Source organism: Lentilactobacillus diolivorans DSM 14421, assembly GCF_001434255.1.
Classification (GTDB): Bacteria; Bacillota; Bacilli; order Lactobacillales; family Lactobacillaceae; genus Lentilactobacillus; species Lentilactobacillus diolivorans.
Window position 1 is genome coordinate 1 of the sequence record NZ_AZEY01000048.1, and the last position, 453, is coordinate 453.

The 453-nt window shown below is 40.0% G+C and carries 1 pseudogene; it reads left to right on the forward strand.

The features are described 5' to 3' along the window. Positions 1-255, forward strand: a pseudogene (locus tag FC85_RS15825) (IS110 family RNA-guided transposase); the annotation flags it as partial. Positions 256-453 lie beyond the last annotated feature (198 nt).

Consider the following 453-nt stretch of genomic DNA (forward strand, 5'->3'; position numbering starts at 1 on the left):
GACCATATTAATAAGCGGGGTGATCCCCGAGCCCGCATGCTGATGTATCTCATTGTAAAAAACATGTTACGTGCTCAACACGCCGCTGATAATCATATTGTGGACTATTACTATCAACTAAAAAGCGGCCCGATTCCGAAACGGAATAAGGTCGCAATTGTTGCTTGTATGAACAAGACGCTCTACTGTCTGTTCTCAATGGTCCAAGCTAACCAAAAGTATGATTACACATACCACGGACTCGTAGTCCCATAAGATTCAAAGATCTTATAACCTAAGTATATACCGCACCAATCCTTTTTTAAACCGGGCTTTAGTGAGGCCTATTAAGTATACGCAAAAATCCATTAATTGCTGACTATACTTACCTAAGCCACAATTCCCGTTGCCAATTCTCATGACTAATTGTGGGCTATTTAATTCTTCAATTAAACTCTTGACTAATCGTAGGAA